This is a genomic window from Sphingomonas phyllosphaerae (genome assembly GCF_029623345.1).
Classification (GTDB): Bacteria; Pseudomonadota; Alphaproteobacteria; order Sphingomonadales; family Sphingomonadaceae; genus Sphingomonas; species Sphingomonas phyllosphaerae_C.
In genome coordinates this window covers 70,986-84,049 of record NZ_JAPYKH010000010.1, presented here as the reverse complement: position 1 = coordinate 84,049, position 13,064 = coordinate 70,986, and the positions used below count along the sequence as shown (strand labels likewise).

General features: G+C 69.8%; 13 protein-coding genes. 8 read left to right on the top strand and 5 right to left on the bottom strand.

Annotated features, from left to right (window positions below; genetic code table 11):
* Positions 1-319: 319 nt before the first annotated feature.
* The 5 genes from QBJ89_RS11525 to coxB form a co-directional block, all read right to left on the bottom strand.
* Positions 320-1,198, bottom strand: coding sequence for a PEP-CTERM sorting domain-containing protein (locus QBJ89_RS11525; RefSeq protein ID WP_223011506.1), 879 nt, complete (start codon positions 1,196-1,198; stop codon positions 320-322).
* A gap of 91 nt (positions 1,199-1,289) precedes the next feature.
* Positions 1,290-2,591, bottom strand: a complete 1,302-nt coding sequence (locus QBJ89_RS11520; RefSeq protein ID WP_223011505.1) for a UDP-glucose dehydrogenase family protein — start codon at positions 2,589-2,591, stop codon at positions 1,290-1,292.
* 107 nt (positions 2,592-2,698) lie between these two features.
* Positions 2,699-3,067 (bottom strand): hypothetical protein, encoded by a 369-nt coding sequence (locus QBJ89_RS11515; RefSeq protein WP_277980643.1) that lies wholly within the window; start codon positions 3,065-3,067, stop codon positions 2,699-2,701.
* Between the two features lie 199 nt (positions 3,068-3,266).
* Positions 3,267-4,934: a cytochrome c oxidase subunit I gene (gene ctaD, locus QBJ89_RS11510; protein WP_277980642.1), complete on the bottom strand. Its 1,668-nt coding sequence runs from the start codon at positions 4,932-4,934 to the stop codon at positions 3,267-3,269.
* A 4-nt stretch (positions 4,935-4,938) separates the two neighbouring features.
* Positions 4,939-6,177 (bottom strand): cytochrome c oxidase subunit II, encoded by a 1,239-nt coding sequence (gene coxB, locus QBJ89_RS11505; RefSeq protein ID WP_277980641.1) that lies wholly within the window; start codon positions 6,175-6,177, stop codon positions 4,939-4,941.
* A gap of 196 nt (positions 6,178-6,373) precedes the next feature.
* Here coxB and pyrE point away from each other — a divergent pair, with 196 nt between their 5' ends.
* The 8 genes from pyrE (at position 6,374) to QBJ89_RS11465 (ending at position 12,997) form a co-directional block, all read left to right on the top strand.
* Complete coding sequence (pyrE, locus tag QBJ89_RS11500) at positions 6,374-6,958, top strand: orotate phosphoribosyltransferase (RefSeq protein WP_277980640.1); 585 nt, start codon at positions 6,374-6,376, stop codon at positions 6,956-6,958.
* The gene (locus tag QBJ89_RS11495) at positions 6,958-7,695 is read left to right on the top strand and encodes a pyridoxine 5'-phosphate synthase (RefSeq protein ID WP_277980639.1); all 738 of its coding nucleotides are present in this window, start codon (positions 6,958-6,960) and stop codon (positions 7,693-7,695) included. The genes pyrE and QBJ89_RS11495 overlap by 1 nt, the downstream gene beginning before the upstream one ends.
* 34 nt (positions 7,696-7,729) lie before the next feature.
* On the top strand, positions 7,730-8,149 hold the full coding sequence (gene acpS, locus QBJ89_RS11490; protein WP_277980638.1) for a holo-ACP synthase: 420 nt from the start codon (positions 7,730-7,732) through the stop codon (positions 8,147-8,149).
* A gap of 4 nt (positions 8,150-8,153) precedes the next feature.
* Entirely contained in the window at positions 8,154-9,092 is a 939-nt protein-coding gene (gene lepB / locus QBJ89_RS11485; protein ID WP_277980637.1) for a signal peptidase I, read from the top strand.
* On the top strand, positions 9,089-10,192 hold the full coding sequence (locus QBJ89_RS11480; protein ID WP_431522532.1) for an AI-2E family transporter: 1,104 nt from the start codon (positions 9,089-9,091) through the stop codon (positions 10,190-10,192). Before lepB ends, QBJ89_RS11480 begins: the two co-directional genes overlap by 4 nt.
* Positions 10,193-10,313: 121 nt before the next feature.
* Positions 10,314-11,291 carry a hypothetical protein gene (locus QBJ89_RS11475; RefSeq protein ID WP_277980636.1) on the top strand — a complete coding sequence of 326 codons (978 nt, stop codon included), beginning with the start codon at positions 10,314-10,316 and terminating at the stop codon, positions 11,289-11,291.
* A 29-nt stretch (positions 11,292-11,320) separates the two neighbouring features.
* Positions 11,321-11,800: a DUF2141 domain-containing protein gene (locus tag QBJ89_RS11470; RefSeq protein WP_277980635.1), complete on the top strand. Its 480-nt coding sequence runs from the start codon at positions 11,321-11,323 to the stop codon at positions 11,798-11,800.
* 12 nt (positions 11,801-11,812) lie between these two features.
* On the top strand, positions 11,813-12,997 hold the full coding sequence (locus QBJ89_RS11465; RefSeq protein ID WP_277980634.1) for a glycosyltransferase: 1,185 nt from the start codon (positions 11,813-11,815) through the stop codon (positions 12,995-12,997).
* The last annotated feature ends 67 nt before the right edge of the window (positions 12,998-13,064 follow it).

The window sequence follows — 13,064 nt, the reverse complement described above, 5'->3', positions numbered from 1 at the left end:
CATACGCGAAGGTCTCCGACGAGGATCGTCCTTGCCCGGCGTCATTCCCCAACGCTCGTCATCTCCCTTGTTCGTCGTCCGCGATTGTTCGGCCCCCCACACCGTCATCCCTGCGAAGGCGGTGTTTCAGACGCGCGAGTCCCGCTTTGAGCCGCGACCTCAGCGTTTATGGATCCCCGCCTTCGCGGGGATGACGAAAGGGGCAAGGGAGGGGGGCAAGGGAGGGAGACCCTCGACACTCCGTCGCTTCGTCAGGCGCGCCTCGATCCGCGCCCGTTCTCACAACGATCAAGTGCCATCGCGCGACCGCCCCAAGCCCTCACCCCAGGCGGCCGCGCGCGCGCAGCTCGTCGCTGGCGATGGCGCGCAGCCGCGTGGCGACGCGCGGGTTCAGTCCGAGGTCGTCGGCGGCGCGCTCGCGCCCGTCGAGCCGGTGCGGGTCGATGCCGGTCAGCGTACCGAAGGTCATCAGCGCCTCGAGATAATAGCCCTCGGCGCTGGCGTGATACTGGTCCCAGCTCCACAGGCTGATCTGGCCGAAGGCGACTCCGTCATAGGGGTCGGGATCGGCGAGCCCGTCGCGGATCGCGCGGTTCCACGCGCTGCCCACCGCCACCGCGGCAGTGAGGCCGCCGCCCTCCGCGACGGCGCGGTCGGTCGCGGCGGCGAGCTCGTCCGCCATCGCGACGATCGGCTGCCCCGACCAGCGCGCGCCCGGTCGATAGGTGAGGTCGGCGCGCGACCAGGTGGCGACGAGATCGACGATCACCGCGGGGTTGCGCGCGCGGAACAGAGCGGCGAGGTCGCGCGCGGCGGCGACGTGGCGCGTCGGGTCGCCGGGGCGCGCCGGGTCCAGCGTGCTGTATCCCTGCAGCACCACCGCGTCCCACGGCCGATCGATCAGCCTGCGCCGGTTCTCGAAGTGCCAGGCGAGCTCCTTGCCCGGCGAGGTCTCGAGGCTGACCTGCCAGTCGAGCCCGGCCTCGTCGGCGAAGGTCTTGAACAGCGCGGGCACGCCGCCGATGCCCTCGCCGTTGAGATCGGTGACGCGATCGGGACGGTAGCGCTGTACCGGCGAGTTGGCGCCGAAGGTGAAGCTGTTGCCGATGAAGAGCACGGTGCGCGCCGCGGCGGCCTGGGGCAGCGCGGCGGCGAGCAGCAGCGCGACGGCGAGCGCACGGGGAAGGAGGCGGGTCATGCCGCCCAGACAGCAGACCCGCGTGCCGCTGCCAAGCGCGGAGCGCGGCGCCGATCCTCCCGCAGCAGGGGAGAAGCGGCGCCGCTCGGGCTCAGCGACCGATGCTGGTATACTGGAAGCCCGCCGCGGCGAGCTCGTCGGGCGTGTAGATGTTGCGCAGGTCGATCAGCACCGGCGCCTTGAGCAGCGACTTGACGCGATCGAAGTCGAGCGCGCGGAACTGGTCCCACTCGGTCACGATCGCGAGCGCGTCGGCACCCTCGATCGCCTCGTACGGGCCCTTGCAATAGATCACGTCGCCGAGCAGCTTCTCGGCCTGCTCCATGCCCTCCGGGTCATAGGCCTTCACCGTCGCGCCGGCGTCCTGCAGCGTCTGGATCACCGCGATCGCGGGCGAGTCGCGCATGTCGTCGGTGTTGGGCTTGAAGGTGAGGCCCAGCACCGCGACGGTCTTGCCGCGCACGTCGTCGCCCATCGCGTGGACGATCTTGCGACCCATGGCGCGCTTGCGGTTGTCGTTGACGGCGACCACCGCCTCGACGATGCGCTGCGGCGCGTCATAGTCCTGGCTGGTCTTGAGGAGCGCCAGCGTGTCCTTGGGGAAGCACGAGCCGCCGTAGCCGGGACCGGCGTGGAGGAACTTGGACCCGATGCGATTGTCCAGGCCGATGCCGCGGCTGACGTCCTTCACGTCGGCGCCGACCTTCTCGCACAGATCGGCGATCTCGTTGATGAACGTGATCTTGGTCGCGAGGAAGGCGTTGCCGGCATATTTGATCAGCTCGGCGGTGCGACGGCGCGTCACGAGGATGGGCGCGGCGTTGAGGTACAGCGGGCGGTACACCTGGCGCATCACGTCGGTAGCGCGCTCGTCCTCCGAACCGATGACGATGCGATCGGGCCGCTTGAAGTCGTCGATCGCGGCGCCCTCGCGCAGAAATTCCGGGTTGGAGACCACGCCAAAGTCGGCGTCGGGAGCGGCCGCGCCGATGATCCGCTCGACCTCGTCGCCGGTTCCGACGGGCACGGTCGACTTGGTGACGATCACGGTATAGCCCGAGATCGCCTCGCCGATCTCCTTGGCGGCGGCGTAGACGTAGGACAAATCGGCGTGGCCGTCACCGCGGCGCGAGGGCGTGCCGACCGCGATGAAGACCGCGTCGGCGTCCTTCACGCCCTCCTTGAGGTCGGTGGTGAAACGCAGGCGCCCGGCCTGGACGTTGCGCGCGACGAGATCCTCGAGACCGGGCTCGTAGATCGGCATCTTGCCGGCGAGCAGCCGCTCGATCTTGCCCTGATCCTTGTCGACGCAGACGACGTCGTGGCCGAAATCGGCGAAGCAGGTGCCCGATACCAGCCCGACATAGCCCGAGCCGATCATGGTGATGCGCAAGGTGGTCGCTCCTCGTTGATTGACGATGGGACGCGATCGGCCCCTCACCCGGAGCGCTACCCGTTACGTTCGCGGTCTGGCAAGCCGCAAGCGGTGCAGTGCAGCATTCAACTGCTTGGATATGGGGCGGCTGGTACAGCGGCGTGGGGTCGGCGCGCGGTCGACCGGCGCCAGCGTCGGCGGCGGTGCTGCGCCACCGCGGCGATGGCGACGGGCCACAGCATCGTCAGCGTTACGTCGCCGAGCGTATCCCGCAGCGTCCAGCTCGGCGATGCCGCGAGCCAGTCGAGCGCCTCGTTGAGCATCTCGGCCGCGAACACGACATGAAGCGCCGCGAGCGAGCCGCGCCGCTCGCGCAGGACGATTCGGGCGAAGAGGTAGATCGCGAGTCCGGCGTGGACGTGAAGCAGCGGCGCCGGCCCGGCGATCGCGATGATCTGGTCGATCAGCTGCTTGTAGGCGCGCGCGAGTTCCATCGCGGCGGGTGTAGCGAGGGAGGGGTTACGGAATCGCTAGGGGTGGGGGCGACTTGCCCGCCCTCACTCCCTTGACCGTCATCCCCACGAAGGAAGGGGGAAGGGAGGTCCTCACGCCCGCTCCTCAGCGTCGCAAACGCCAACCGGCGCCGCGTCGGTGGACGCGGCGCCGGCCATGGTCTCACGAGCGGGCGCCCGATCAGTCGATCTTGGGCAGCGTCTCGAACTGGTGGAAGGGCGGGGGGCTCGACAGCGTCCACTCCAGCGTGGTCGCACCCGCGCCCCAGGGATTGTCGGGCGCCTTCTTGCCCCCCAACATCGACCACACGACGTTGACGAAGAAGATCACCATCCCCGACGCCATGATCATGTAGCCGACCGTCGCGACCTGGTTCCAATGCGCGAAGGCGTCGGGATAGTCCGGGTAGCGCCGCGGCATGCCCTGCAGGCCGAGGAAGTGCATCGGGAAGAACATCACGTTCACGCCGACGAAGAACACCCAGAAGTGCAACTGGCCGAGCAGCTCCGAGTACATCCGCCCGGTCATCTTCGGGAACCAGTAATAGAAGCCGGCGAACAGCGAGAACACCGCGCCGAGGCTCAGCACGTAGTGGAAGTGCGCCACCACGTAATAAGTGTCCTGCATGTAATCGTCGACGCCGCCGTTGGCGAGCACCACGCCGGTCACGCCGCCGACGGTGAACATGAAGATGAAGCCGATCGCCCAGACCATCGGCGTGGGGAAGCGCAGCGAGCCGCCCCACATCGTCGCGATCCAGGAGAAGATCTTGATGCCGGTCGGCACCGCGATCACCATCGTCGCCGCGGTGAAGTACATCTTCACGTTGACGCTCATGCCCGTGGTGAACATGTGGTGCGCCCACACCACGAAGCCGACCACGCCGATCGCGACCATGGCATAGGCCATGCCGAGATAGCCGAACACGGGCTTGCGGCTGAAGGTCGCGACGATGTGGCTGATGATGCCGAAGCCCGGCAGGATCATGATGTACACTTCGGGGTGGCCGAAGAACCAGAACAGATGCTGGTACAACACCGGGTCGCCGCCGCCCGCGGGGTCGTAGAAGGTGGTGCCGAAGTTGCGATCGGTCAGCAGCATCGTGATCGCCGCGGCGAGCACCGGCAGCGCCAGCAGCAGCAGGAAGGCGGTGACCAGCACCGACCAGGCGAACAGCGGCATTTTGTGCAGCGTCATGCCCGGCGCGCGCATGTTGAAGATCGTGGTGATGAAGTTGATCGCGCCGAGGATGGAGCTGACGCCGGCGAGGTGGAGCGACAGGATCGCCATGTCGACCGACGGCCCCGGTTCGCCATAGGTGGAGAGCGGCGCGTAGACCGTCCAGCCGGTGCCCGCGCCGCCGAAGAAGGGCGAGGCCAGCAGCAGCGTGAAGGCGGGGACCAGCAGCCAGAAGCTGATGTTGTTCATCCGCGGAAAGGCCATGTCGGGCGCGCCGATCATGATCGGCACGAACCAATTGCCGAAGCCGCCGATCATCGCCGGCATTACCATGAAGAACACCATGATGAGGCCGTGCGCGGTGACCAGCACGTTCCACAGGTGGAGCGCCTGGTCGAAGCTTTGCTCGGTGCCGCCGTGCAGCATCGCCACCCACTTGGGCAGGTACTGGATTCCCGGATGCATCAGCTCGGCGCGCATCAGCCCCGAGATCGCGCCGCCGATGATCCCCGCGCAGATCGCGAAGATCAGGTAGAGCGTGCCGATGTCCTTGTGGTTGGTGGACATGAACCAGCGCGCGAAGAAGCCGGGCTTGTGGTCGGCGTGCGCGTCATGGTGGCCGTGATCGTGCGCCTGGAAGGCGGACGGGTGGAGCGCAGTGTCGGTCATCGTCTTAGCGTCCGGCTTCGCCGACGCCACCGGGGTTGCCGGTCGCGCCCTGCGGGGAAGGGGTGGGAGTGTCGGTGCCGTTCTCGGTCGGACCGGTCAGCGCGTTGCTCATCGCCGCCTCGTCCATCACCGCGGCCGAGCCGTCGGCGCCGGGCTGCGGGATCACCTTGTCGGAGGGTTTGCCTGCGGCCGGCATCGAGCCGCCCTTGGCGCGCACCCAGGCGGCGAACTGCGCCGGCGGCACTGCCTCCACCGCGATCGGCATGAAGGCGTGACGAGCGCCGCACAGCTCCGAGCACTGGCCGAAGTAGAGGCCGGGCTTGTCGATGGTGAAGCTGGTCTCGTTGAGGCGGCCCGGGATCGCGTCCAGCTTGATCCAGAAGGCGGGAACCGCCCAGCTGTGGATCACGTCATTGGCGGTGGTGATCAACCGGATCGGCACGCCGACCGGCAGCACAACGCGATTGTCGGTGGCGAGCAGCCGCGGCCCGTCGGCGTCGCTGCGCGCGCGCTCGCCCGCGGCGACCTGGCTGCCTTCCTTGAGCATGTTGGCGGTGATCTCGATCCCGCCGTGGTCCGGATATTGGTAGCTCCAGAACCACTGGTTGCCGATCGCCTTGAGCGTCACAGCGCCCGCCGGGGCGGGGCGGAACTGCGCCTGGAGCAGCCCGATCGAGGGCACTGCGATGGCGACCAGGATCAGCACCGGCGCGAGCGTCCACACCACCTCGATCACGGTGTTGTGGCTGGTCTTGGACGGCGTCGGATTGCGGCTGGCGCGGAAGCGGATCACCACGAACACCAGCAACGCCAGCACGAACAGCGAGATGATCGTGATCAGCGGGAACAGGATGCGATCGTGAAACCAGTGCGCGCGCAGGCCATTCTTGGTCACCTGCGGCTGGATGTGCATGACGCCGTCGACCGGCTGCCCGATCTTGGGGATCGTGCTGACGACCCGCGCGTCCATGGCCGGAGCGCCGTCCATCGCTAGCGCTGGCGCGGCCGGCGCGGCATCGGCCTTCTGCACGGTACCGCCGGCGGGGCCCTGGTTAGCGTCGGCGGGGCGCAGCCCGCTCGGCGCGGCGGTGGCGCTCGTCGCGGGGCCGGCGCTGGGCGCCGCGGCCTGGGCGGAGGCCCCGCCGGCGACGCCCGCCAGCGCGAGCCCGGCCGCGAGCATCAATCCTGTCAGCGCGCCCCGGCGACCTGCCCCGAAACCTGCCTTGAACCCGGTTGTCAGCATGTTGTGTTCTAAACCCCTCTCTGGCGCACGCGTCAGTGGGCCGGGCAAACCTGCCCCTCCTGCCTAGGCGTATAGCAGACCGACCCCTCGCCTCAAGGCCCTCCGCGCGACGGCAGTTTTCGCGAGCGCGGCGCGTTGCGCGCGGGCCCGCCCGCTCCTATGGCGCGAAGAGGCCGTGGAGGAGCGTGACGCGACGATGACCGACGACGAGGTGCTGGCCGAGTTCCGCGCCGCCGACGCGCTGCTTGAGGGACATTTCATCCTCTCCTCGGGGCTGCGCAGCCCGCGCTACCTCCAGTGCGCGCGCGTGCTGATGGACCCGCGCCGCGGCGCACGGCTGGCCGAGGCGCTGGCCCAGCGCATCCCGGACGCGCTGCGGCAGCGGATCAGCGCGGTGGTCGCGCCCGCGATGGGCGGGGTGATCGCGGGGCACGAGATGGCGCGCGCGCTCGGCGTCGAGGCGATGTTCGTCGAGCGGCCGACCGGCACGTTCGAGCTGCGCCGCGGCTTCCGACTCGCCCCCGGGCAGGAGGTGCTGATGATGGAAGATGTCGTCACCACCGGCCTTTCCAGTCGCGAGGCGATCGCCGCGATCACGGCGGCGGGCGGGCGAGTCGTCGCTGGCGCCGCGCTGGTCGATCGCTCGAACGGCCAAGCCGACATCGGCGTGCCCTTCTTTCCGCTGATCCGGCTCGACGTGCCGACCTACGAGGCCGACTCGCTGCCGCCCGAGCTGGCCGCGATCCCGGCGACCAAGCCGGGCAGCCGGGCCGCCGCGTGATGGCGCCCGCGTCGTCGTCGCTGCGCCTCGGCGTCAACATCGACCATGTCGCCACGGTGCGCAACGCGCGGGGCGGCGCCTTCCCCGACCCGGTCCGCGCCGCGCTGCTTGCGGCCGAGGCGGGGGCGGACGGGATCACCGCGCACCTGCGCGAGGACCGGCGCCATATCACCGACGACGATATCGCGCGGCTCTCCGCCGGCCTCGCGATCCCGCTCAACCTCGAGATGGCGGCGACGGCGGAGATGCTCGCGATCGCGCTGCGCCACCGGCCGCACGCCGCCTGCATCGTCCCCGAGAAGCGCGAGGAGCGCACCACCGAGGGCGGCCTCGACGCCGCGGGGCAAAGCGCGGCGCTCGCCCCGATCGTTGCCGCGCTGCGCGACGCGGGGGTGCGCGTGTCGCTGTTCATCGAGCCCGACCCGCGCCAGATCGAGGCCGCGCTCCAGCTCGGCGCGCCGGTGGTGGAGCTCCACACCGGTCGCTACGCCGAGCTGGACGGCGAGGCGCGCGCGCGCGAGCTGCGCCGGCTGGCCGACGCCGCGGCGCTCGCGGCCAAGAACGCCATCGAGGTCCATGCCGGCCACGGGCTGACCTACGACAATGTCGCGGCGGTCGCGGCGATCCCGCAGCTGCGCGAGCTCAACATCGGGCATTTCCTGGTGGGCGAGGCGATCTTCGTCGGCCTCGACGCGAGCGTCCGCCGCATGCGCGACGCGATGGAGAGTGCGCGGTGAGAGGCGCATGCCGCTCCGTGCCGGGGAGGATCTTATGATCATCGGCCTCGGCTCGGACCTGTGCAACATCGAGCGAATCCGGGCCTCGCTCGACCGCTTCGGCGAGCGCTTCGAGGCGCGCGTGTTCACCGACGTCGAGCGCGCCAAGGCGGCGCGCCGGCCGCTCACGCGCGCGGGCACCTATGCCAAGCGCTTCGCCGCCAAGGAGGCCTTCTCCAAGGCGGTCGGCACCGGCTTCAAGGCGGGCGTGTTCATGAGGGACATCGGCGTGGTCAACGCGCGCTCGGGCGCGCCGACGCTGGCGCTGACCGGTGGCGCCAAGGAACGGCTTGACGCGATGATACCCGAGGGCCACGTCGCCCGCGTCCATCTGACGCTGACCGACGATCACCCCTGGGCGCAGGCCTTCGTGATCATCGAGGCGGTGCCGGTCGAGAGCAAGGGAGCGGCGTGACGCCATGGCCGATGAGATCAGCTTGAGCGGCGAGCGCCCGCTGGAGCGCCGCGCCGAGGCGCCGCGCGCGCGCTTCGACTGGTGGGGCGAGGTGAAGGGGCTGGTCGGGCTGGTGCTCGCCGTGCTCGGCTTTCACAGCTTCATCGCCAAGCCCTTCTACATCCCGAGCGAGTCGATGCTGCCCGGGCTGATGGTGGGCGACCGGCTGGTCGTCTCCAAATATGCCTATGGCTGGTCGTTCGTCTCCCCGACCATCCCCAACCCCGTCGCGATCGTCGAAGACCTCGTCTTCCACCGCCCGGTCGACGGCTGGTCGGTGCAGCTGCCCTTCCTGCACGGCCGAGTCTGGGGCAAACTGCCCGAGCGCGGCGACGTCGTCATCGTCACCCCGCCGGGCCAGAGCAGCGACTATATCAAGCGCGTGATCGGCCTGCCCGGCGACACGCTGGCGGTGCGCGGCGGCGTCGTCTTCCTCAACGGCGTGGCGGTGCAGCGCGGCGAGAAACACTATCGCGAGCTGCCGGTCGACGCCAACGCCACCTGCGACCCGGCGCAATATCCCGGCGCACGCGTCGCCCGTGCCGACGGCACGATCGTGTGCCGCCTGCCGATCGTGACCGAGACGCTGCCCAACGGCCGCCGCTACGACACCGTGGACCTCGAGCCGGACAGCCCCGGTGACAATTACGGCCCGATCAAGATCCCGGCCAACCGCGTCTTTCTGATGGGCGACAACCGCGACCGCTCGGCCGACAGTCGCTTCGCGCTCGGCGGGTTCGAGCGCGGGTTGGGCGGTCCGGTGCCGTACGAGAATCTGGGCGGCCGCGCCGAGTTCATCACCTTCTCGGTCGACGGCGGGGCGACGTGGAACCCGCTGACATGGCCGCACGCGCTGCGCGCCGGTCGCGCCGGCACCTCGCTTCATCCCGAGCGCGTGCGTTGAGCGACGCCACCCCGCCGCTCGATCGCCGCGGCGAGCGGGTGAAGGTGACCGCGGGCGCGAGCCCGCACGAGGTGCGTGACCCCGCAACGCGCGACGAGATCCGCCGCGCCGCGGTGTGGCTCGGCATGGCCTGCGCGATCGCCTTGGTGGTGCTGCTGGTCCAGCCGCTGCTGATCATCTTCGGCGGGCTGGTCTTCGCCGCCTTGCTCGACGGCGGGGTGCGGCTGCTCGGGCGGGTGCTGCCGATCGGACGCGGCTGGCGGCTGCTGATCGTCTGCCTGCTGACGATCGCCTTCCTGCTCGGCACCTTCTACCTCGCCGGGGTGCAGATCAGCGAGCAGGTCATGCAGCTGCGCAGCACGGTCGAGACCCAGGCGATGCGCGCCACCGGCTGGCTCAGCGCACAGGGGCTGATGCCCGCCGCCTCCGACCTCAGCGGCCTGTCGCGCCAGGCGCTCTCCTCGGTCGGGCGCGTGACGAGCTGGGTCGGCACCGCGGTCGGGGCGCTCACCACGCTCTTCATGATCATGGTGATCGGGCTGTTCGTGGCGATGGACCCGCGCGTCTATGACCGCGGACTGCAATGGATGGTGCCCGAGGCGGACCGGCCTGAGTTCGCGCTGACCGTCAACCGCATGGGGCGGACGCTGCGGCGGCTGCTGGCGGGGCGGCTGCTCGGCATGGCGTTCGAGGGCGTGCTCGTCGCGATCGCTTTGTGGATCGTCGGTGTGCCGATGGCGCTTATACTCGGCATCCTCACCGGACTGCTCGCCTTTATCCCCAACATCGGCGCCTTCATCTCGGGCGGGCTGATGGTGGCGGTGGGCTTCTCGGCGGGGATCCATATCGGGGTGCTGGCGATCGTCGTCTACGTCGTGGTGCAGACCTTCGACGGCTATGTCGTGATCCCGATGGTGGCGAAACGCACCGTCGACCTGCCGCCCGCGCTCACGCTGGGCACGCAGATCCTGGCGAGCGCGCTGTTCGGCATCCTCGGTCTGGCGCTGGCCGACCCGATGACCGCGATGGTGAAGACCGCAATGGAGCGCCGCTCCGAGCGGCTCGACGACGACCGCGACGGTGCCGGCGACTCGGCCTGAGCCGCGCCGCGGGCGCCTGACCGCGCGCGGGACAGCCACGCCGCGGCGGTCGCTGGCGCGTGCTGCGACGCGCTGCTAGACGCCGTCGATCCCCGCTAGCGCGCGGGACAGGACGAAAAAATTGCGCGCCGACGAGCCACTGACCGAGCGAGCCCCCGTTAGCACCGCCGACCGCGCTCCGCTTGCGGACGCGCCGCTGGTCGCGCTCCGCCCGGTGCAGACGCTGCGGCGGCGCTGGCCCGCCCTGCTCGGCGCCGCGGTGACGGTGGCGATGATGGTCGGGCTGCTGCACGAGCTGCTCGATCACGGCCTCGCCGGGCTGCGCCGCACCGTGCCGGAGACGCCGGGCTTCTACGTCTATTTCCTACTCTCCTATCTCGCGCTGCCGGTGTGCGACTTCGTCATCTTCCGCCGCTTATGGGGCGTTCCGCCCGGCGCCTTCCTCGCGCTCAACAAGAAGCGGATCGCGAACGACATCCTGATCGGCTACTCGGGCGACGCCTATTTCTATGCCTGGGCGCGCGCGCGGTTGAAGATGGTGGCGGCGCCGTTCGGCGCGGTGAAGGACGTCAGCATCGTCTCAGGCATCGTCGGCAATCTCACCGCAATCCTGCTCGGCGCGGTCGCGCTGCCGCTCGGCTATGAGCTGATCGATCCCGAGCTGGTGCGTACGATGCTGTGGTCGCTCGGCCTTGCGCTGGCCGTCCCGGTGCTCGTGGTCGCTTTCTCCAGCCGCGTCTTCTCGCTGTCGCGCGGGGAGCTGTGGTTCATCTTCGGCATCGACTGGCTGCGCATCACGCTGACGTGCCTGACCATCGCGCTGGCCTGGTCCTATGCGATGCCGAGCGTCTCGATCGGCATGTGGCTGTTCCTGGTGGCGGGGCGCCAGCTTGTCTCGCGCCTGCCGCTCGTGCCCAACAAAGACCTGCTTTTCGCCAACTTCGCGATCCTGGTAATCGGGCATGACCGCACGCTGTCGGACCTCATGGCGTTCACGGGCGCGTCAACCTTGGTGATGCATCTGCTGCTGACGCTCCTATTTGGGGTCGTGTACGTGTGGGAAAGGACGCAGCAATGGCGACATACCGGCGGGGCGTGATGCTCGCCGCCGCAGTCCTGGGAGCGGCGATGAGCGCGGCCCCGGGCGCGGCGCAGGTGCTCGGCCAGGACGCCGCCGCCTGCGCGCCCGGCGCGCCCGGCCCTGCGATCCTCGCCAGCGTGTCCGGGATCAAGGACCGCAAGGGCACGCTCAAGCTCGAGCTCTACCCCGCCACCGAGGAGGATTTTCTCGCCGGCGACAAGAAGCTGCTGGAGGCGGGCAAGACCTTCCGCCGAATCGACGTGGCGCCGCCCGCGAGCCTCGCGGGGGAGATCTGCATCCGCGTGCCGCGGCCCGGCCGCTACGCGCTCTTCCTCGGCCATGATCGTGACGGCAAGCGCAAGTTCAACTTCTGGAGCGACGGCGCCGGCTTCCCGAGCAACCACAAGATCGGCCGCGCCAAGCCCAAGCTGGTCGATTCGCTGATCGACGTCGGGCCCGGCGTCACCCGTGCCACGATCCGGCTGCAATATCTGCGCGGGCTCGGCGGCTTCGGCTTCGCTGACTGAGGGAGGCGCGCGATGCGGATCGTCGACGTCAACGAATTCTACTCGCCCAACGGCGGCGGGGTGCGCTCGTATCTCGATCGCAAGATGGCGATCATGTCCGAGCTCGGACACCAGCAGATCGTGATCGCGCCCGGCAAGGAGGACCGCGTCGAGGAGCGGCCCGGCGGCGCGCTGCTCTATTATGTCAAGTCGCCCGGCATGCCGTTCGATTCCAACTACGGGCTGTTCTGGGACGCGGCGCCGGTTCACGCTCTGCTCGACCAGCTCCAGCCCGACGTGATCGAGAATTGCTCGCCGTGGCGCTCGGCCTCGATCGTCACCTCGTGGCAAGGGCCGGCGATCCGCGCCTGGTTCATGCACAACGACAATATGGAGGCCTATCCCAAGCGCTGGTTCGCCAAGATCGCCTCCGAGGGCGCGATCGAGCGCGTGTTCGGCTGGTACGACCGCTACATGGCGCGCTGCCTCGCGCCGTTCGACACGGTGGTGACCAACGGCCCGGTGCTGACCGATCGGCTGCGCGCGCGCGGGCTGCGCGTCGACGCGACCATGACGCTGGGGATCGAGCGCGAGCATTTCTCGCCCGCGTTGCGCAGTCCCGCGCTGCGCGCCGCGATGCTGGCGCAGTGCGACCTGCCCGAGGACGCGCACCTGCTGATCGGCATCGGGCGCCACCACGCCGAAAAGCGCTGGCCGATGGTGATCGACGCGGCGCGCCGCGCGGGGACCAAGATCCCGGTCGGGATGATGCTGCTCGGCCTCGGCCCCGACACGCGGACGCTCGAGCGCCATATCGCCGAGAGCCCGCACGTGCGCATGTTCCAGCCGATCTACCACCGCGGCCAGCTCGCCTCGATCATGGCAAGCGCGGACGCCTTCATCCACGGCGGCGACAGCGAGCCGTTCGGGATGGTGGCGTCCGAGGCGCTGGCGTCGGGCCTGCCGATGATCGTGCCCGATCGCGGCGGCTCCTCCGCGGTGGCGCGGCCGGCCTTCGCCGAGACCTATCGCAGCGGCGACGCCTACGCCTGCGCCAAGGCGATCGTGGCGCTGTTCTCGCGCGACCAGCCGCTGGTGCGGCGCGCCGCCGAGGTGGCGTCGCGTACCGTGCTCAGCGACCGCGAGCATGCGGTGGCGCTGGTGGAGCATTATCGCGGCGTGATCGAGCGCAAGCGCGGCGTCCGGCGGGCCGGATGAGTAAGCCAGCCGCCTGAATGCGGCGGGGGGGCGCCCGGGTCACCCCGAACGCCCCCCGCGATACCCG

What these genes read in the sequence shown, in the direction of transcription:
- QBJ89_RS11515 (WP_277980643.1), bottom strand. Translation starts at nt 3,067, where the DNA reads ATGGAACTCGCGCGCGCCTACAAGCAGCTGATCGACCAGATCATCGCG.
- QBJ89_RS11525 (WP_223011506.1), bottom strand. Translation starts at nt 1,198, where the DNA reads ATGACCCGCCTCCTTCCCCGTGCGCTCGCCGTCGCGCTGCTGCTCGCC.
- acpS (WP_277980638.1), top strand. Translation starts at nt 7,730, where the DNA reads ATGATCATCGGCCTCGGCTCGGACCTGTGCAACATCGAGCGAATCCGG.
- pyrE (WP_277980640.1), top strand. Translation starts at nt 6,374, where the DNA reads ATGACCGACGACGAGGTGCTGGCCGAGTTCCGCGCCGCCGACGCGCTG.
- QBJ89_RS11495 (WP_277980639.1), top strand. Translation starts at nt 6,958, where the DNA reads ATGGCGCCCGCGTCGTCGTCGCTGCGCCTCGGCGTCAACATCGACCAT.
- ctaD (WP_277980642.1), bottom strand. Translation starts at nt 4,934, where the DNA reads ATGACCGACACTGCGCTCCACCCGTCCGCCTTCCAGGCGCACGATCAC.
- lepB (WP_277980637.1), top strand. Translation starts at nt 8,154, where the DNA reads ATGGCCGATGAGATCAGCTTGAGCGGCGAGCGCCCGCTGGAGCGCCGC.
- QBJ89_RS11470 (WP_277980635.1), top strand. Translation starts at nt 11,321, where the DNA reads ATGAGCGCGGCCCCGGGCGCGGCGCAGGTGCTCGGCCAGGACGCCGCC.
- QBJ89_RS11465 (WP_277980634.1), top strand. Translation starts at nt 11,813, where the DNA reads ATGCGGATCGTCGACGTCAACGAATTCTACTCGCCCAACGGCGGCGGG.
- coxB (WP_277980641.1), bottom strand. Translation starts at nt 6,177, where the DNA reads ATGCTGACAACCGGGTTCAAGGCAGGTTTCGGGGCAGGTCGCCGGGGC.